This window comes from Streptomyces sp. NPDC048269, from assembly GCF_040652395.1.
In the GTDB taxonomy this organism is placed as follows: Bacteria; Actinomycetota; Actinomycetes; order Streptomycetales; family Streptomycetaceae; genus Streptomyces.
The window spans coordinates 38980-52369 of record NZ_JBEZLW010000007.1; the positions used below are offsets into that span (position 1 = coordinate 38980).

The 13390-nt window shown below is 70.1% G+C and carries 11 protein-coding genes and 1 pseudogene; 11 read left to right on the top strand and 1 reads right to left on the bottom strand.

The window, feature by feature from the left end; translation table 11 throughout:
* Nucleotides 1–171: 171 nt before the first annotated feature.
* From AB0D48_RS10345 to AB0D48_RS10380, 8 genes and pseudogenes are all read left to right on the top strand, one after another.
* The gene (locus tag AB0D48_RS10345) at nt 172–744 is read left to right on the top strand and encodes a hypothetical protein (protein ID WP_362393205.1); all 573 of its coding nucleotides are present in this window, start codon (nt 172–174) and stop codon (nt 742–744) included.
* 32 nt (nt 745–776) lie between these two features.
* Nucleotides 777–1379 carry a hypothetical protein gene (locus AB0D48_RS10350; RefSeq protein WP_362393208.1) on the top strand — a complete coding sequence of 201 codons (603 nt, stop codon included), beginning with the start codon at nt 777–779 and terminating at the stop codon, nt 1377–1379.
* 483 nt (nt 1380–1862) lie between these two features.
* Nucleotides 1863–4463, top strand: coding sequence for a LuxR C-terminal-related transcriptional regulator (locus tag AB0D48_RS10355; RefSeq protein ID WP_362393211.1), 2601 nt, complete (start codon nt 1863–1865; stop codon nt 4461–4463).
* Between the two features lie 126 nt (nt 4464–4589).
* A complete protein-coding gene (locus AB0D48_RS10360) occupies nt 4590–4787 on the top strand; it encodes a hypothetical protein (RefSeq protein WP_362393214.1) in 198 nt (65 codons plus the stop codon).
* A gap of 105 nt (nt 4788–4892) precedes the next feature.
* Nucleotides 4893–6245 (top strand): hypothetical protein, encoded by a 1353-nt coding sequence (locus tag AB0D48_RS10365; RefSeq protein ID WP_362393217.1) that lies wholly within the window; start codon nt 4893–4895, stop codon nt 6243–6245.
* A 118-nt stretch (nt 6246–6363) separates the two neighbouring features.
* Nucleotides 6364–6795 (top strand): annotated as a pseudogene (locus tag AB0D48_RS10370) (SHOCT domain-containing protein).
* Between the two features lie 96 nt (nt 6796–6891).
* Nucleotides 6892–7296, top strand: a complete 405-nt coding sequence (locus AB0D48_RS10375) for a hypothetical protein (RefSeq protein WP_362393220.1) — start codon at nt 6892–6894, stop codon at nt 7294–7296.
* A 234-nt stretch (nt 7297–7530) separates the two neighbouring features.
* Nucleotides 7531–7863 carry a hypothetical protein gene (locus tag AB0D48_RS10380; protein WP_362393223.1) on the top strand — a complete coding sequence of 111 codons (333 nt, stop codon included), beginning with the start codon at nt 7531–7533 and terminating at the stop codon, nt 7861–7863.
* A 47-nt stretch (nt 7864–7910) separates the two neighbouring features.
* Here AB0D48_RS10380 and AB0D48_RS10385 read toward each other — a convergent pair whose 3' ends face one another.
* The gene (locus AB0D48_RS10385; protein WP_362393226.1) at nt 7911–8459 is read right to left on the bottom strand and encodes a GNAT family protein; all 549 of its coding nucleotides are present in this window, start codon (nt 8457–8459) and stop codon (nt 7911–7913) included.
* A 136-nt stretch (nt 8460–8595) separates the two neighbouring features.
* Here AB0D48_RS10385 and AB0D48_RS10390 point away from each other — a divergent pair, with 136 nt between their 5' ends.
* The 3 genes from AB0D48_RS10390 to AB0D48_RS10400 are packed head-to-tail and all read left to right on the top strand — an operon-like array spanning nt 8596 to nt 13387.
* On the top strand, nt 8596–8919 hold the full coding sequence (locus AB0D48_RS10390; RefSeq protein WP_362393228.1) for a hypothetical protein: 324 nt from the start codon (nt 8596–8598) through the stop codon (nt 8917–8919).
* Complete coding sequence (locus tag AB0D48_RS10395; RefSeq protein ID WP_362393231.1) at nt 8889–11309, top strand: FxsB family cyclophane-forming radical SAM/SPASM peptide maturase; 2421 nt, start codon at nt 8889–8891, stop codon at nt 11307–11309. Before AB0D48_RS10390 ends, AB0D48_RS10395 begins: the two co-directional genes overlap by 31 nt.
* On the top strand, nt 11306–13387 hold the full coding sequence (locus tag AB0D48_RS10400; protein ID WP_362393234.1) for a tetratricopeptide repeat protein: 2082 nt from the start codon (nt 11306–11308) through the stop codon (nt 13385–13387). Before AB0D48_RS10395 ends, AB0D48_RS10400 begins: the two co-directional genes overlap by 4 nt.
* Nucleotides 13388–13390 lie beyond the last annotated feature (3 nt).

Consider the following 13390-nt stretch of genomic DNA (forward strand, 5'->3'; position numbering starts at 1 on the left):
GGGGTGAGCAGCAGCCCAGGTTCATGCCGCTGTCCGTCTCGACAGGGGGCTGCCGCCGGGCTTCGCCCATGTGGACGCCGGCCCCGGAGCGCGCTCCGAACGTCGATTTGACCGGGGTTAGGCGGAGGGCGAAGCTGGAGACGAGACAGCGTTGATGACGGGGTGATCCCCATGTCGCTCCCCAGCGGTAGCCGTTCGGGGGAGGTTGTCACCGGACAGTCCAGGGCGCGTACCCCCGGCCTGCCGCGCCTTGTGGTGGGACCCTATGCCGCAGACGAGAGTCAGTTGCTGAAGGAAGCGCTGGACGTCGTGTGCGCGCGGCCGGAGATCGCCGAGCAGATGTCCGTACTTCAAGTACCCCCGGATCTTGAGGGGGTGGTGAACGAGCATCGTGACGTCATAAGACTGAATGTCGCGGACCAGCAGGAGCGCGCTCGCCAGCTGGGTAATCGGCTGGATGAGCTACTCGTGGCCGAAATGGCTTCGGATCCAGGCCGTCTTGCCACGTTCACCAAACTGTCGGAGGCGGCGGACGGGCTTCGATATGTGGCGGACGCGCTCGCCGAGGTCATTCGCGGATCGGAATCGGGTCAAAGGGTCAGCCCAGACGGTGTACGCGAGGTCCTCAGCGCAGCGTGGAGCCGTCGTTCTGCAGCTGCTGAACTCAGTTCGAACGGCGTGGCATGCCTTTCCGTGACGTGTTCGACAGTTGCTTCGATGACATCCTCACCCTGGAACGCCTGAAGCTTCCCGCGGCGCGGAAGATCCTTTGGGGCATGCTCCTGGGATGGACGGAGCCCTTCGTGGCGTTGTGCTACGTGCTCTCCGGTGGACTCCCCAGGGAACTGCAGCGCAGCGCACGTGAACTGGTCGGTCAGCGCGAGGAGAAGAGTGACATCGACTTGGTGATGGCCGTGCCGGACCTGATGCGGCGCGAGGCCGTCGCACGACTGGGCGCCGTCCGGCACAGTCTGCTTCGCGATGCCTGTGACCCGGTGGGGCTCGTCCTCCTCAGCCGGATCGAACTCATCGACCCGGGGCGTGCCACGGCCGAGCAGTTCTACCAGTGGTACGAGGAGTTGTGCTCGTGGTGCCTGCGGCAATTCACGGGCTTGGCCCGGCCGGGCGGGTCCCCCCAACTGTCCGCGGCGACACGTCTGGGATGCGAACTTGCTGCCTACATGCTCTTCACGGCGACGGTCATCGAATTCTTCGGAAGCACCTTGAATGCGACCCGCCTCAAGCAAGCCGAGGAGATCAACGCGGGCAACGGATCCCTCGCCAAGCTCGCGGATGCCCGCCACGCACTGTCGCTCAGCCCGTGGACCTCGGTCAGCTGCCTTGTGAGCTTCCGGAAGGCATGGGGCATGCGGGTCTAAGACGCCGTGCGGCCGCCGAGAAGAGAGAGCCCGATCACGAACTCAACGCGTACGTGGCGGCGCGCCGATGGGTGACATTCCTGTACCGAGGTGCCAACAAGACTCCGTGCATCGGCTGGGCCGCGATTCTGATGGGCGGCTGGGTGACGACGTACCTCACCTGGCGGGTCGTGTTCGTCGCGGAGGTCGTCACCGTGGTGGCGATCCTTTGTCTCCTCTGCTGGATCACAGAGCCGCCGCCACCGGCCCGGCCGCCGCGCCTCGACGCAGTCGGCGCGGTCCTGTCCGCCCTCGGTCTCGGGTGGGTGGCGACCCGCGCGGCATGGCGATCAAGGACACGGCAGGTGACCATGGACCTGCAAGGCTCACGGTCACGTCCGCCGGGCAATGTCCGCTCCGGCGGCCGGAGCGGATACGAACGGAAAGAGGCGCGCGTACAGGGCCGCGACCGCGGCGTGCCGCCTCCGCCGGGGGTTTGCCCCTATGACTGAGCATTTCGCGAGCGCCCCCCTGCTCGCCGCCAAGTTCGCCGTACCCGTTTACGCACCCGGCCTGGTCCGCCGCCAACGCCTGCTGAACCGGCTCACGCGGGGGACGGAGGGGCCGCTGACGTTGATCACCGGAGCCGCGGGCGTCGGCAAGACGGCCCTGGCCGCATCGTGGGTCCGGTCCCGGCCGGAGTCGGCCCCGGCGATCTGGCTGACGCTGGACGCCGACGACACCGCGGGAACCTTCTGGGCCTACGTCGTCGAAGGACTTCGACGCAGCGGCGGTCTGGCCGTCGCCGCTGTCGGGACGCCCGTCTGCCCCGATGAGGTCGACCGTTCCCTGCTCGTCCGGCTGGCCGCGGAAATCGAGCGTCTGCCCGAACCGGTGGTTCTCGTCCTCGACGGTCTCGACAAGGTGCCCGGCAGGGGCGTGCACACGGGCCTGCGGTTCGTCTCGGAACATGCCGGTCCCGCCCTGCGGCTGGTCGTCATCAGCAGGGAGGACCTGCCGCTGCCGCTCCACCGCTACCGTGCCGAAGGCCGGGTCCACGAGATACGCGAGCAGGACTTGGCGTTCACCCGGCGCGAGGCGGCGCTGCTGCTGCGGGGACCCGGCCCGGCACCCGACGACCACGTCGTGGACGTCCTGCTCCGGCACACGGAAGGCTGGGGCGCGGGACTGCGGTTGTGTGCCCTGGCCATGGAACGGTCCGGGGACCCCGCCGGCTTCGCCCGCTCGTTCACGGCCTCGGAACAGGCCGTTTCCGACTACCTCCTCACCGAGGTGCTCGCAACCCTGCCCGCCCCCTCCCGCGACCTGCTGCTGCGCACGGGCATCCTCAGCCGGGTCCATCCCGACCTCGCCGCCGTCCTGACCGGGCGGACCGACGCCGAGCGGATCCTGCAGGACCTGGTGCACTCCCACGCCTTCGTCGAACCACTGAGCGGAAGCCGGTGGTACCGCTTCCACCCCCTGTTCGCCGAGGTCCTGCGCGCCCACCTGCGCAGTCGGCAGCCGGAACTGGAGCCCCTGCTGCACCGTCGCGCCGCACGCTGGTACGCCGCCCGCGGCCGGACCGCCGAGGCGGTGGACGAGGCCGCTGCCGGTGGCGACTGGCGCTACGCGGCGACACAGGCCGTCCAGGACCTGGCGGTCGGCACGATGCTCGCCGGTCCGGGCACCTCTCCGTACGCCGAAACCTTTTCCCGCATGCCCGACGACACCCCCGGGGCCGCGCCGGCCCTGCTCGCCGCGGCGTGCTGCCTGGCCCGCCAGGACGTGTCCGGATGCCGCACGCGGCTCTCCCGGGCCGAGCGCCGCCTCCTTCGCGAGGGCCTGCGGGCCGGTCCGGCCGAGCAGCTCAGCGCCGCCCTGCTGCAGCTCCTGTCCGTCGACGACGGCGCTGCCGCGGCGGACGGTGCGGCGCACCGGGTCGCGGCACTCATGACCCGTCTGCCGCCCGAGGACCGCGCCCGGCACCCCGAGATCGAACCGCTGCGTGCCTACGGGCAGGCGCGTGCGCGCCTGTGCGCCGGGCAGCTGCGGGCGGCCCGGGAGGGGCTGGAGGAGGCGGTCCGGGCGTGCTCCGGCACCGCGACGGTGCTGCTGCGGCACCGGTGCCTGGGCCGGCTGGCTCTGGCGGAGGCCGCCGACGGAGCCCTGACGGAGGCGGAAGAGCACGCGACGGCCGCTCTCGACGTCGCCGGCCGGCACGGCATCCCCGAGGCACACCGCTCGGGCGCGGTCTCTCTGGCGCTGGCCTCGGTGGCCGTGGAACGGGGAGACCTCCACGCGGCGGCCGTGCACCTCGACCACGCGGAGCTGCTCCCGGACACCTTCCACGACCCCGACCTGAAGACGGAACGAGCCGTGCTCCGGTCACAGTTCGAGCTCGCCTGCGGGCGGTGGGAGGCCGCGTTCGCGGTGCTCGGTGAGGCGCAGTCGCCCGCCCGGCCCGGTCCGGCCGTGCGCCTCGCGGTCGCACGCGCCACCGCCGCTCTCGCCTACGGCGACCCGGACAAGGCCTTCACCGCCCTGCAGGGCATCCCTGACGGCCTGCCGTCACGCACGGTGCTCCTCGCGCAGGCGCACCTGACCGCCGGGGACTCCGCGCAAGCCCTGCGGCTGATCGCGGAGGCAGAGGCCGCGACCGAGGCGAGCGTGCCGGACCGGGTGCGGGTGGCGCTGCTGCACGCCCACCACGCCGTGATGCGTTGCGACGACGACACGGCGCGGGACCGGCTCGTACAGGCCCTGGACACCGCGCGCCCGGAGCAGCTCAGACGTCCCTTCGCGGAAGCCGGCCCCTGGGTGCGGCACCTGGCGAGCGGGCTCGACGGGCGCCGCGCCGCGTACGAATGGCTCACCGCCAGCGCGCCGCCCCGCGGGGAGACCGTGGTGGTCGAGGCACTGACCCCGCGTGAGAAGGAGGTGCTCGAACAGGTGGCGCGCATGATGTCGACCGAAGAGGTCGCGGCTGAGCTGTGCCTTTCCGTGAACACCGTCAAGACCCACCTGCGCGGCATCTACCGCAAGTTGTGCGTATCACGCAGGCGTGACGCGGTGGAGCGCGCCCGGGAACTCCACATTCTGTGACACCGTCCTCGCCCCCGTGGCAGCGCGTTCACCTCCGACGGGTGAGGTGCACGGCACGGGCACGGGACCAGCATGGAGGAGGCAGGCCCCACCGGGCTCCGGCGGACAGGGGGAAGGACGTTGCCCATGCGCTACGAATTCCGGATCACGGGCCTCGTGTCCGAGCCGCTGTCCCACGCCTTTCCGGAACTCGACACGGTGCCGGCGCCCAGTCAGACCCTGTTCTTCGGCCCCGTCACCGACGAGGCGCACCTCTACGGTCTGCTCGGGCGATTCCGTGACCTGGGGCTGCGTGTCGAGGAGATGCGACGCCTGCCCGACTGAACACGGGCAGGCGTCGGTCCTGACCATCTTCGACCGGGCGCCGGCCGATTTCCGTTTCCGAGGCCGCCGCGGCGACGACCCGGCGAGGTGAGGCGAGGAGGAGGCATGGACCCGACTGCCCCGGTCCCACGGCACCACGGGGGTCGCGCTGCCGGCGACCACCCGTTGACCGCCCAGGAGCGCACGGAGTACGAGCGGTTGCGGAAGGCCGCCTCCGTGCGCCACCGGCGCCTGCGCTACACAGGGGCGTCGGTCCTGACCCTGGTGGCACTGCTGCTGTCACCCGTCGCCGTCGTCTCCGCCTGGCTGGACGAGACCATCTCCGACACGGACCGCTGGGTGCAGACGGTCGCCCCCCTCGCCGAGGAGCCCGCGGTGCAGAACGCGGTCACCGACCGTCTGACCAACCGGGTGGTCTCCAACGTCGACATCAAAGCCATCACCGCGGCCCTCCAGCGCGCACTCGAACAGGCGGACGCGCCGCCGCTGGTCGTGGAGAAGTCGCAGGCGCTGGAAGGCCCCCTGAAGAGCGCCCTCACATCGGCCGTGCGCGCCGTGGTGTCCAAGGTGGTGACGAGCGACCAGTTCGAGACCGTGTGGACCGAGGCCAACCGCCGTGCCCAGTCCGCAGTGGTGAAGGTACTGACCGGCGAGGGAAGCAGCGCGGTCCAGGCCAGCGGCCAAACGATCGTCCTGGACATCGGCACCCTCACCGATCAGATCAAGCAGCGGCTCGTCGACGCGGGCTTCGAGAAGGCCTCCGGCATCCCCGAGGTGGACAAGCAGATACCGCTGCTCCAGGTCGACAAACTCAACCAGGCCCAGAACACCATGCGGCTGCTGAACGTCGTCGGCGTATGGCTGCCCGTCGTGGTGCTCGCGCTGGCGGCCCTGGCCATCTGGGCCGCTCCCGCGCACCGGGTGTGGCTGCTGGCCACCGGCGTCGGACTCTTCGTGATGATGCTGCTCTTGCTCGTCGGTCTGGCCGTGGCCCGGAGGATCTACCTCGACTCGGTGCCCCCGGCGACCCTGCCACCGGACGCCGCCGCCGTCGTCTACGACACGATGGTGCGCTTCCTGAGGGAGAGCGCCCGTACGCTCCTGGTCCTCTCCGTGATCACGGTCGTTGCCGCATATCTGTACGGACCCGGGCGCGGCGCCCGTGTCGTACGGAAGGCCGCCGGCCGGACCACCGGCGCCGCAGGGCGTTCCCTGGCGCACCTGGGGCTGCGCACCGGTTCCACGGGGCGGTGGCTGGACGGCCACCGGGCGTGGACGACGGGCGCGGTGATCGGAGCGGGTGGGCTCGCCCTGCTGCTCTGGAACCACCCCACGCCCGGAGTCGTGGCCCTCGTGTTCGGGATCGTCGTCCTGCTGCTGGCGCTCCTCGGAGTCCTGGCAGCCGCCCCGGGCGGCGACGAACCGCGCCCGGGGACGGGTACCGAGGCGCAGGTCTGAGGGGAGGGAGGGCAGGGGCCGAGATGCGACGGGATCGCTGGGTTCACCCGTCGGGGGTGATCCAGAACGGTCCCGGGTGCGACACAGTCGAACTGTTACCCGCCGTGAGGAGGAAGAAATGGACGGTCTCGTGCCATTGGCGTACGACTATCCGGTTCTCGGGATCTTCTGGAGCACCTTGTGGATCTTCCTGTGGATCCTGTGGTTCATGCTGCTCTTCCGGGTCATCGGAGACATCTTCCGTGACCACGAACTGGGCGGCTGGGGCAAAGCCGGCTAGCTGGTGTTCGTGATCTTCCTGCCCTTCCTCGGCGTCTTCGTGTACGTGCTGGCGCGGGGCAAGAAGATGGGCCGGCGGGAGGTCCAGCAGGTCGAGGAGCAGCAGCGGGCGATGGACGACTACATCCGGCAGACGGCCGGCACGGCCGGCACGGCCGGCACGGCCGAAACGAGCCAGGCGGACCAGCTCGCCAAGCTGTCGGAGCTTCGGTCCAAGGGAGACATTTCCGACGAGGAGTTCCAGCAGGCCAAGCAACGCATCCTGCGGTGAGCAGACCCGCCCCGGAACCGGAATCGCACCGGAGCCGGACCGACCGGGGTGCCCTCGGCACCCGACCGACCCCCCCCACGTAAGGAATCCGGAGCCATGACCACCACGCCCACCCAGGTCAGGGACCACCCCTTTGCCAGCGGCCTCGTCGTGTTCGCGTCCGTGATGCTGATCGTCGTCGGCATTCTGGACGTGCTCCGCGGCATCATGGGGATAGTCGAGGACGAAGTCTTCGTCAGCACACCCAACTACGTCTTCCAGTTCGACGTGACGAGCTGGGGCTGGCTCCACCTGATCTTCGGAGCCATCGCCGCCCTTGTGGGCTTCGGCCTCATGAAGCCCCGCACGTGGGCCCGGATCGCCGGTGTGGCCGTGGCGGCTGTCCTGATCATCATCAACTTCCTGTCCATTCCGTACTACCCGCTGTGGTCCCTCGTGGCCATAGCGCTGTACGCCTTCATCATCTGGGCGCTGTGCGTCGTGAAGACGCCGGACGCCTGAACCCCACGACGTGCCCGTGGCCGACCGCGCCGCCCGCACCGGCAGTACGCCGGCCCGGGCGGCCGTCCGTTCCCGGGCCGGCGTCCCGGCCGGTGGCCGCCGTATCACGCCGGGGGACCCGGCGACGCGGCGAAGTCGGGCTGCTGCAGGCGGAGTTCGCACGGATGAGGCCCTCTGGCTTCCGGCGGGCCACGGCAGCATGATGAGAGGCCACCCTCACCGTGGAGGCCACGAATGGACCCTCTGTCCCTCGCCATCGCCGGAGCCCTCGCCGCCGGTGTCGCCACCGGAGCGGGCGAGTCCGCCGGGGCCGCCCTTCCGGCCCTGCTCCGGAGGATCAGGGAGCGCTTCGCCGGCCGTCCGATCGAGATTCCGACCGAGGGCGCGTCCCAGGAAGAGCTCTCGGCCGCCCTGGACGAGGAGTTCACGCGCGACCCCGCGTTCCGGCAGGAGTGCCAGGCGCTGTGGAGCCAGGCAACGCACGAGGGCGCCGCCAACTCGTTCCAAGGCCAGGCCAAGAACGTCGTCATGACCCGCGACATCCATGGTGGGTTCACGATCCAATGAAGTTCGTTCCCTGCGTTCCCTGCGTTCCTCGGGCGCGCGCCGGGAGGTCACCGCGGCGGAACCGGGGGAAGCGCCATCTCCGCCGTGATGGCCCAGCGTTCGTGGTCGCGCCAGACTTCGTCGATGTTGATGAAGCCTGGTGAGACGCCCTCTTTCCGGAACCCGAGCCGCCGGACGAGGTTCAGCGAGGCGGTATTGCCCGGCTGGACGTCGGCCTCCACGCGGTGGAGGCGCAACTGGCCGAAGGCGTAGCGCACCGCGAGCGCGACGCCCTCGGACATGTAGCCCCGGCCCGCGTAGGGCAGGAAAGCGGCGTAACCCAGCACGCCCCGGTGGTAGGGGTGGCGGACGATGCCATTGATGTTGACCGTTCCGACCAGGTCGTCCCCGTCGTTGAGGCAGACCACCATGCCGACGGCGGCCGCCCCATCGGTTCTCGCCAAGTAGGCCGAGAATCCGGTCGTTGTGGACGGTATTCCGACCCACGGGTGATGGAGCTCGGCACTCATCCGTGACAGTTCGAGAAATCGTTCCTCGTCCTCCGCCGCGACCGTCCGGAGAGTTACTTGCGACCCCTGCATCAATACGGTATTCATCGCCCCGAGTGTACGCCGACCGGGAGCGAAAGTATCCGCGAACTCTCTGAATTCCCTTAGTCCAGTGCTAATCTGAGGGCTTGCACCCTTCTTGGATCACGCCTTCCGTTGTGAGAGAAAGGTGATCATGAGAGATGTGGATCCCGTCGGGCGTTCCCTCCCCGACATCGGAAAACTTACCCTGTCGAGCCTCGCCTTCGATTCGTCCGGCACGGCTGCCGAATTCCGTTCGCTGATCTTCAGTCCCGATGTGCCCGAGCGGATGGCGGCCTTCAATTCTGAGATTGGCGGCGATTCACTGCCCTTCCATCCAGATGTGCCCGAGCGGATGGCGGCCTTCAGTTCTGAGATCGGTGGAGATTCGCCGATCGTCAATCCCGAACCGTCCGAGCGGATGGCCGCCTTCCAGTCTGAGATCGGTGGCGATCAGTGCCTCGTGCCATCGACCAATTCGTCCTGAAAGTACACGGCGGCTGCAACCTGGCCTGTGACCACTGTTACGTCTACGAGCACGCTGATCAGAGCTGGCGCGACAAACCACGGACGATGAGTCCGGAAGTGGTGGCGCAAGCGGCGGCGCGTATCGCGGAGCATGGTCGCATTCACCGGCTGTCCGTGGTGCGCGTCAGTCTCCATGGCGGAGAGCCGCTCCTTCTCGGAACGAAACGCCTGCGGGAGATCGCCACCACACTGCGCGACGTCGTCGGTGGTGAATTCGGCCTCGGTCTGCAGGTGCAGACCAATGGCGTGCTGCTCAACGAGAGGTTCTGCGAGCTCTTCGCCGAACTCGGCATCCAGGTCGGAGTGTCACTCGACGGTGACCGGACGGCCAATGATCGGCACCGCCGATACGGGAGCGGCCGCAGCAGTCACGCAGGCGTCCTGCGGGGACTTGAGCTGCTGCGGCGTCCCGAGTTCCGTCATCTCTACGGCGGGATCCTGTGCACCGTGGATGTGGCGAACGACCCGATCGCGGTTTATGAGGCGTTACTGGCGCAGTCCCCACCCCGCATGGACTTCCTGTTCCCCCATGCGACCTGGGAGAACCCGCCGCCGCGGCACGGACAATCACCCCCTCCCTACGCTGCCTGGCTGGGCCGCATCCACTCCCGCTGGCTCGCCGACGGGGCGCCGGTTCCGATCCGGCTGTTCGACGCCCTGAGGGCAGCGTCCCGAGGCGAAGCCAGCGGAAGCGAAGTGGTGGGGCTCCGACCGGTGGCCCTCGCCGTCGTGGACACCGACGGCTCGTGGGAACAGGCCGATTCCCTGAAGACCGCCTATGCGGGCGCACCGGCCACCGGCATGTCCGTCTTCACCCACAGCCTGGACGGCCTCATGACCCACCCCGGCATCGCCGCGCGGAACGAGCACCACGCGGAGTTGTCCGCGACCTGCATGGCCTGCCCCGTGGTGCGGACCTGCGGTGGTGGTCTCTACGCCCACCGCTACAGCTCCGCGAGCGGCTTCGACAACCCGTCGGTGTACTGCGCCGACCTCCTGGTCCTGGCGACCGAGGTGCCGGCTGCGCAGGCGGGCCACGCGGCCGCCGGCCCCCGCCCCGATGCCCGGCAGCGCGTCACCGCTCACCTGCCGGACGGCGCGTTCGACGCGTTCGCGGCGGGCGCGGGGACCGCGGCAGGCGTCCAGGCGCTCCAGGACATGCAACTCACCTTGACGAAGACGCTGATAGCCGGCGCAGCCGCCCGGCCGCCCGGACGATCCCCCTTGGGAGCCGCGGCCTCCGAAGGCTGGGAGCTGCTGATCGAGATGGAGAACCGCTACCCGGCCGAGACCCGGGAAGTCCTGCGCCACCCCTTCGTGCAGGCGTGGGCGGACCAGTGCCGGCGTCCCGTCGGCGCGGGAGAGGCCGAACGGGACAGGGCACACATCGCCGGCGTCGCCGCTGCCGTCGCCTGGCACGCGGGCGTGGACGTGAGCCTGCCGGTACCGGTGAGAGCCGGGCTGGCCCATCTGCCGGGCGTGGGCGCGTTACGGGTCCAGGGCGCCGGGCCCACCACAGTGGTGTCGCTCGCGGGTGGCCGTCCGGCAGGTGGCGGGCCGGTCGTGATCAGACGGCTGACCGCGGCCCCGCTCCCCGTCGCCGTCGAGGACCTCGACCCGTACCGCGCCGACGAGGACCGGCCCCCACTCGGTCGACTGTCCGCACCCGAGTGGGACACCTGGCGGACCGCCCTGGCCGACGCGGGAAACGAACTCTCGCGCCTGGTCCCCGCCTACGCCGCGACGCTGAGGGCGGGACTGCGTGCGGTCGTCCCCCTCCGGGACGCGGTGACAGAGCAGGGCGTCGGCTTCCGTGCTGCGAGGCGCGCGTTCGGTGGCGTCGGCCTGTGCTTGCGGCGGGTGTCCGAGGGCCAGGCCGTCGTGGACCCGGCCGCTGCCCTGCTGTGCGGGTTCCAGCACACCAAGCTGGCCGCACTGCTGGACGCGTACGCCTTCTTCCCGGCGGAGGACACTGCCCTGGTGTCCGTACCGTGGTGGCGCAAGCCGTTGTCGGCCCGGCAGGTCCTCCACGGTCTCTACGCCCATGTGGCCCTCGCGGAGCTGTGGGGCGCGCGTTGCGCCGAGATGCCACGCCCGGCCGCTCCGGAGCCGCACGGGGAAGCCGCGGCGGCGTTCCGGCGGTACCTGGACCGGGCAGACATGACCGTGGACGCCTTGGCGGCCCAGGTGGCGATGGAACCGGCGGGCGCCCGCTTCACGGCCGGCCTGCGGGCCACCGTCGACCGGCTGGCCGCCGAGGGCCGACCGGGGGTACGGCGCGTTCCGGCCGGCCGGCCAGGCACGGGCGTGACACGTACGAGGAGCCGGACCCGGAGAGAGGGCCCATGACCGCAGAGGGCAGCGCCAACACGTACTCCGGACAGGCGAGGAACGTCGTGCTCGCCGAGAACATCTACGGCGGCGTGAACACCGGTCCGCACGGGCTGCCGGTACCGAGGCAATTGCCGCGGCCCCCCACCCACTTCACCGGACGCACCGACGCGCTCCGCAGGCTGGACGAGCTGGCCGCGGCCGGGAACGGCATCGCCATGATCTCCGGCCCGGCCGGGGTGGGGAAGAGCGGCCTCGCCGCGCACTGGGCCCACGAGCGCCAAGCGGACTTTCCCGACGGCCAGTTGTACGTCAATCTCTGCGGCTATGACCAGCGGGCGCCACTGCGGCCCGAGGACGTGCTCCACGGTTTTCTGCACGCCCTGAGCGCTTCGGCCGACGGGATGGTGGACGATCTGGACGCCATGGCGGCGCTGTTCCGCTCGATGGCCCACGGGAAGCGCCTGCTGGTCGTGGCCGACAACGCGCGGAGTGCGGACCAGGTACGGCCGCTCTTCCCGTCGTCGCCGGGCTGCTTCACGCTCGTCACCAGCAGGAACCGCCTGGGAAGTCTGACCGCGGTGGACGGAGCCACGCCCCTGCTCGTGAGACCGCTCGACCTTCCCGAGGCGGTTCACCTGGTGGAGCGGCTCTCAGGTCACCGCGACACGCGGGCGGCCACCGAACTCGTGATCCGCTGCGGTGGCAAGCCGCTCTTCATCAGGATCGTGGCTGAAAGAGCCAGCGCTTCCCCGTCTTTGAGCGGGCCGGTTGCGGACCTCGCGCGCGACAGCGACCGGCTCGACGCCCTTTCCACACTAGATGATGGGATGGATGCCCGTATGGTGCTCTCGTGGTCCTACCAGGGACTGCCCTCAACGCTTGCCCGAGCCTTCCGGTTGCTCGCCCTCCACGCCGGTCCCGACTTCTCCGTTCCGGCAGCCGCAGCGCTGATCGACCGCCCCGAGAACGAGACCCGGCGCATCCTCGAGAAGCTGGACGCCCTCAACATGCTCGAGGAAATGGGAGGAGGGCGGTACCGGTACCACGACGTGCTCCGCGACTACGCGCGGGAGCGTGTGGAGGAGGAGACGCCGTCGGAGCGACGGGGAGCCCTGCGCCGGGAGCTGGCGTACTACCTCCGAAGGGTGGATGCCTGCGACCGTGTACTGGCCCCCGAGCGGCGGCACGTGCCGCTGGACCCCCACACGGAACAGGAACCGGCGCCGTTCACGGGCCCCGATGACGCCCTCGCCTGGTGCGATTCCGAGCTCCCGAGTCTCGTCCGCGCGGTCTATCAGGCCGTCGAGCACGGCTTCGACGACGTGGCCTGGAAACTACCGGTGGCGCTGGTCTACTTCTTGCGTCTGCAGAGGCGCGATACGTACCGGTTCGAACTGTCCACCATCGCGGTCGACGCGGCCCGCCGGGAGGGTGACCGGTGGGCCGAGACCTGGAGTCTGATCTGTGTCGGCGGCGCGGAGTCCGACCTGGAGCGCCACGAGGACGCGCTCGGGCATTTCACGGAAGCGCTGGGGATCAGCCGGGAGATCCAGGACCGCCACTGGGAGGCCACCTGCATCTACAACGTGGCCTGGACGTTGCGTCTGCTGGGACGGTACGCCGAGGGGCTGGAACGGCAGCGCCAGGCGCTGGAGATCCACCAGGAATGCGGCGACCGGCGCAGCGTGTCGATCACCCTGACCGAGATCGGTGCACTGGAACTCGACCTGGGCAGGCCCGACCAGGCGTACACCGAGTTCGAGCGGGCGCTCTCCGGAGCACGTGCGGCGGCCGATCTGCCCACGGAGGGCAAGGCGTTGCACGGGCTCGGGGACGTGTGCCGCACGGTCGGCCGGACGAGCGAGGCGGTCGAGTGGTACCAGCAGGCCGTCGGCGTACGTCACCGCGTCGGCGACCGCTTCGGGCTGGCCTGCTCGCTCCTCGATCTGGGCAGGCAACTCGCCGCGGCCGGCCGCCCCGCCGAGGCCGGCCAGGCGCTGGCCCAAGCCGTGGTGATCTTCGACGACCTGAAGGACCCGCTCGTGGAGGACGCGCGACGCTCTCTTGCGGGCATCGGCGGTGAAGCGGACTGAGCA

Coding starts and splice junctions, on each gene's coding strand:
- AB0D48_RS10345 (WP_362393205.1), top strand. CDS start 172: ATGTCGCTCCCCAGCGGTAGCCGTTCGGGGGAGGTTGTCACCGGACAG.
- AB0D48_RS10350 (WP_362393208.1), top strand. CDS start 777: ATGCTCCTGGGATGGACGGAGCCCTTCGTGGCGTTGTGCTACGTGCTC.
- AB0D48_RS10355 (WP_362393211.1), top strand. CDS start 1,863: ATGACTGAGCATTTCGCGAGCGCCCCCCTGCTCGCCGCCAAGTTCGCC.
- AB0D48_RS10360 (WP_362393214.1), top strand. CDS start 4,590: ATGCGCTACGAATTCCGGATCACGGGCCTCGTGTCCGAGCCGCTGTCC.
- AB0D48_RS10365 (WP_362393217.1), top strand. CDS start 4,893: ATGGACCCGACTGCCCCGGTCCCACGGCACCACGGGGGTCGCGCTGCC.
- AB0D48_RS10375 (WP_362393220.1), top strand. CDS start 6,892: ATGACCACCACGCCCACCCAGGTCAGGGACCACCCCTTTGCCAGCGGC.
- AB0D48_RS10380 (WP_362393223.1), top strand. CDS start 7,531: ATGGACCCTCTGTCCCTCGCCATCGCCGGAGCCCTCGCCGCCGGTGTC.
- AB0D48_RS10385 (WP_362393226.1), bottom strand. CDS start 8,459: ATGAATACCGTATTGATGCAGGGGTCGCAAGTAACTCTCCGGACGGTC.
- AB0D48_RS10400 (WP_362393234.1), top strand. CDS start 11,306: ATGACCGCAGAGGGCAGCGCCAACACGTACTCCGGACAGGCGAGGAAC.